The 4,274-nt window shown below is 66.6% G+C and carries 4 protein-coding genes; 3 read left to right on the top strand and 1 reads right to left on the bottom strand.

Features of this window, described 5'->3' with window-relative positions; all coding sequences use genetic code 11:
• The 3 genes from AB1609_16870 to AB1609_16860 form a co-directional block, all read left to right on the top strand.
• A partial coding sequence (locus AB1609_16870) for a hypothetical protein (protein ID MEW6048119.1) occupies positions 1-293 on the top strand: 293 nt, incomplete at its 5' end.
• 17 nt (positions 294-310) lie between these two features.
• Positions 311-1,390 carry a TIGR02710 family CRISPR-associated CARF protein gene (locus tag AB1609_16865; GenBank protein ID MEW6048118.1) on the top strand — a complete coding sequence of 360 codons (1,080 nt, stop codon included), beginning with the start codon at positions 311-313 and terminating at the stop codon, positions 1,388-1,390.
• 290 nt (positions 1,391-1,680) lie between these two features.
• On the top strand, positions 1,681-1,812 hold the full coding sequence (locus AB1609_16860; GenBank protein ID MEW6048117.1) for a hypothetical protein: 132 nt from the start codon (positions 1,681-1,683) through the stop codon (positions 1,810-1,812).
• A 156-nt stretch (positions 1,813-1,968) separates the two neighbouring features.
• Here AB1609_16860 and AB1609_16855 read toward each other — a convergent pair.
• A partial coding sequence (locus AB1609_16855) for an FAD-linked oxidase C-terminal domain-containing protein (protein MEW6048116.1) occupies positions 1,969-4,274 on the bottom strand: 2,306 nt, incomplete at its 5' end.

Below are 4,274 nucleotides of genomic sequence, written 5' to 3'. Positions count from 1 at the left end.
GGCCTGCGCAGCCGGTTGCGGATAGGGCGCCATATGACGCCACCGCGGAGCTCCTCCGGCGCTTCGGGCGGCTGAAGCCGCCGGAGCTGGCTCCCCAGGCGCCGGCGATCATCGAGGAGCTGCACCGGCTGGATGCCGGCGCCGAGGAGAAGCGGGCGGCTGCCCGGGTGATCTGGGAGAAGCTGCGCGAGAGGGGCCTGCTTCGGGGCAGGGAGGAGAAGGCATGGCACAGGAAGCTCCTGGAAATGCTCCAGGGGCCAGCTGACAAGGGGAGGGGGCCATCTACCCTATAGAGGTCGGCAAGAGCGATGTGCCCGAAATCTACAGATCTGTGGGGAGGCTGGCCCGCAAACACCCCGGTAAGAGTATCGTCGTGGACTTAACAAGCGGCACCAAGGCCATGACCGCAGGGGTGGGGGCGGCCGCGTTCTTCCTTCAACAGGGGGCGCACCCCGACCTGAAGGTGGCGTACGTGGACAGCGACGAATACGATCCGGCGTTACGCAAGCCCGTCCCCGGCACCGAGAGACTGATCCTGCTGCCCAATCCCCACGAGGTGCTGGGCGACCTGGACGAGCACATTGCCCGCGAGCTGTACGGCGCACGCAAGTTCGGCCAGGCTGCCCAACGATTCCGGGAATTGCGCGGCAAGACGGGCCAGGGCGGTTTCGGCCTCTACGCCACGCTGTGCGAAGGTTATCGGCAATGGTATGCGCTGGAATTCGGGGGGGCGCGGAGTAACCTGCGAAGGCTGCTGGATGAGCTGCGCCAGGATGCTTGGCTCAGGCACGACCTGGCTACGCGTCGGCGCGCGCTTGAGGTACAGCGAGAAGGCCTCGAGGCCGTGTGTCAGCTGCTGCACGCGGGGGACCTGTCCCGGGCGGACGGGGTGGTCTGGCTCTGCGCGACCTTGCTGCACCTCGGAAGGGAGTGCGAGGGTGCGCAGCCGGACGGGCGGCCCGTCCTGGCGGCGCTGTACTACTACCGCGCGGTGGAGCTTCTCCTGCAGCACCGCCTGGCGGTGCACGGCTACGATGCCGACCACGCCCACCTATCGGATTCTCTGCGCGAGGGTATGCGCCAGAACATCGCTCGCTGGCTGGACACGCCCGCTGATCGGGTCGCGGTTTCCTGCCGGCTGGGCCTGCTCGAAGACATGGCGCTCCTGCGCGCGCTGGGCGATCCCGTGGTGCAGGACATGACCGACGCCGAAATCCGGGGCTATCAGGGGATCCTGCAGGCACGAAACAGGTCTCTCCTCATCCACGGGTTGCAGCTGAGTCAGGTACGCGAGGTGGAACGTCTGGGTCAGCTGGCATCGAGGTTGCTTGAGAAGGTGAGGGAACAGGCCGGCCTGGACCCGCAGGTGGCCGCAGTCCCCCTGCCCTGAAGTGTTGGTGGCCCCTGATCCATCCTCATGGTAGTGACTGTGGTACCCAGTCCACCCTCATATGGTGACGGTGGCTGACCCTGGCGGAGGCAGCTGCAGTCTATCTTGGGAGGGCTGGGTGGCCGGCGAGTGATCTCTGATCAGGGCGTGCCGGCTCTCGTGGATGGGTCAACTTCTATCCGACGCTTCGGGCATGTGGTCAACGAGCCAACTGGACGGGACGGTAACTCAATCTTCGGGCTGGTATTCGCGGATGCGGCCCCGCTGCACGATCCGGAGCTTGCCCTGTATTGGGCTCCGCCGCAAGGCTACGGCAGGGTGAGCAGGCGAAGGACACCTTCACCCTCTCGGAAATGAACGAGGTGCAGCGCAAGCTGGCCCAAACGCTGAACCTGGAGGCGATGCACCGGCTGGCCAGTTAGTAACAAGAGCCTGAGTCCCCAAATGCTTGTGGCAGTTGCCTTTTCGTCGCACCACCGGGGCGCGCGGGCCCGAAAGGAAAAGGGCCGGCCCTGGTGGTGATGCCAGGGCATGCGTGTATCGCCAGCCTCCGCCCTCCCCGGCTGGTTTGATGAACCTCAGGGCCGGGGGAGCAGACGCCCCGTGGGGGCAAGGATGCCGTGCGGATCCAGCTGCTGCTTCAAGTTGACTATGAGCTGTGCGGCGGCCGGGTGGTAGATTCTCGACGGGCGCCAGGCGGCAAATGCTTCTTCGAGGGAGGGATCACATCCGTAAAGGCCAATGTGGCACGCGCCCGAGCGCACGCCTGTCACTGCCTCTGTGAACGCTGTCACGGCGTCAGCGGAGGGCAGGGCGCTCGGGACCAAAACGAAGTCGATGGCCCCCAGGGAACAGGATGCGTTCACGCTGACCTGCCACCCCCTGTCCAGGGCGGCGCCGTACAGCCTGCCGGCCGCGCCGGCGATGAGGGAGGGAGGCACCAGCAGGAAGCCTACGGCCCAGGGACGGGCTCGGGAGTCCCCGTCAGGTTGGCCGTGACGGCAGACCGCCGGCCCGGTGCGCCTTCGCACTTCCTGCCAGAGTTGCTGCGCTTCCTCATGGCTGAGGATTCCGGCCTCCAGACCATGGCGATGGGCGCACAAGGTCACCTCCTCCGTGCACCAGCTGACGTCTTCTTCCATACCGGCCAGGCCGATGAGGAGAGTCCACTTTTCTTCGCCCGCTGGCGGAGACAGCAGTTGCAGGCAGTGCCCGCCCTCGAGGCTGGCAAGTTTATTCAGGAGGTTCTCCAACGCAGATGGTTCCCTTACCGCCAGAGCCACCGTGACTTCTGACTCCGGACGGGGCCACAGACGGACGGTGGCGTCGACCACCACTCCCAGCGTACCCCACGACCCGCACACGAGGCGGGTGACGTCGTAGCCACTGACGTTCTTCATGGTCTGCCCGCCTACCCGGCACAGCCGACCCCGGCCGTCGACGAAGGAGAGGCCCAGCAGGTTATCCCGGGTGGAACCGTATCGGGGTCGACCCGGGCCGCAGGCGTTGATTGCGATTTCTCCTCCCAGGGTGGAGCGAGGCAATCGCCAGCAGTCGACCGCATAGGCGCAGCCGGTGCTTTCTCCCGCCAGGCTGGTCAGCTGGCGGTTGAGCTCGTCCGGGTGGCATCCTGCCTGGAAGGTTGCGGTCAGGTTGTCTAGGGCGATGTCCAACACCTGGCGCAAGCCGGCCGTGGACACCGCTACGCCCCCACGAAACGCGGAAAAAGCGCAGGAGGCTAGCTCGCCGTTGCCCACCGGCCAGACCGGCACGCGGTAAGCGGAAAGGATGGCGATGGTTTCGGTCAGTTCTTCCGCGGTGGCAGGCAGGGCGAGTGCGGCAGGCGAGCGGTCGCCGCTGAACCCGAAGGCAGCCAGTTCTTGCCCTCCGGTGAGCAGGCGGGTCCCCAGCAGATCGGCCAGTTCGCGCAGGGCACCTTGCTCTCTCGCAGCATGATGTGCGGGCCCGCGGGGGGAGCTATGATCGGGCCGGTCGCCGGAGGCAGGTTGCACGCTCTGTTGGGAAGTGTTGGGGCCCGGTACGGGGATTACCTTGCCGGGATTGAGGAGCCACCGCGGATCGAAGGCGCGCTTGATGGCGGCGAACAGGTCGAGGGTGTCGCGCGAGAAGGCCTGTTCCATGAAGCCTAGTTTCTCTACCCCGATGCCGTGTTCGCCGGTGAGCGTTCCGCGCAGGCGCAGGGCTTCCGCGACGAGGACCCTCCCGATTTCCAGCGCCCTGTCCATCTCCTCGGGTGAGCGGTCGTCGAGGAGCACGGCCGGGTGGAGGTTGCCGTCACCCATGTGGCCGAGGAGGGAGATGGGCAGGTTGGTTTCGCCCGCGAGTTCGGCCACCTTGCGGAACATCTCCGGTATGCGATGGCGGGGGACGGTGACGTCCAGGGTGAGGTAGGTGGGCTTGAGCTGGCCGTACATGCCGGAAGACGCGCGCCTGGCCAGCCAGAGCTTTTCCCTCTCCGCGGCGTCGGTGGCGGAGCGGATGAACTGCCCTCCGGCCTGGCGGGCGATGTCTTCGGCGAGGCGGACTTGGCGCTGCAGGCTGGGTCCGGGGCCGTCCACCTCCAGGAGCAGCATGGCCTCGGCTTCGGCGGGCAGCCCCAGGTGCAGTTTCTCTTCGGCCAGGCGTATGTCCAGGCTCCCCATGACCTCGAGGGCCGTGGGGAGCATGCCGGCTGCCACCATGCGGGATACTGCCCGCGCGGCCTGTTCCATGGTGGAGAAAAAAGCCAGCATGGTGGCGTACCCGTGCGGCAGGGGAACCAGCCGGAGGGCCAGTTTGGTGAGGAAGGCCAGGGTACCTTCAGAGCCTACCAGCAGGCTGACCAGTTCCAGGAGCGGTCGGGGGAGATCCGGGCACGGGATGG

Source organism: Bacillota bacterium, from assembly GCA_040754675.1.
In the GTDB taxonomy this organism is placed as follows: domain Bacteria; phylum Bacillota; class Limnochordia; order Limnochordales; family Geochordaceae; genus Geochorda.
Note: the sequence above shows the minus strand (reverse complement) of the source record. Positions and strands in the feature narration are given on the sequence as shown.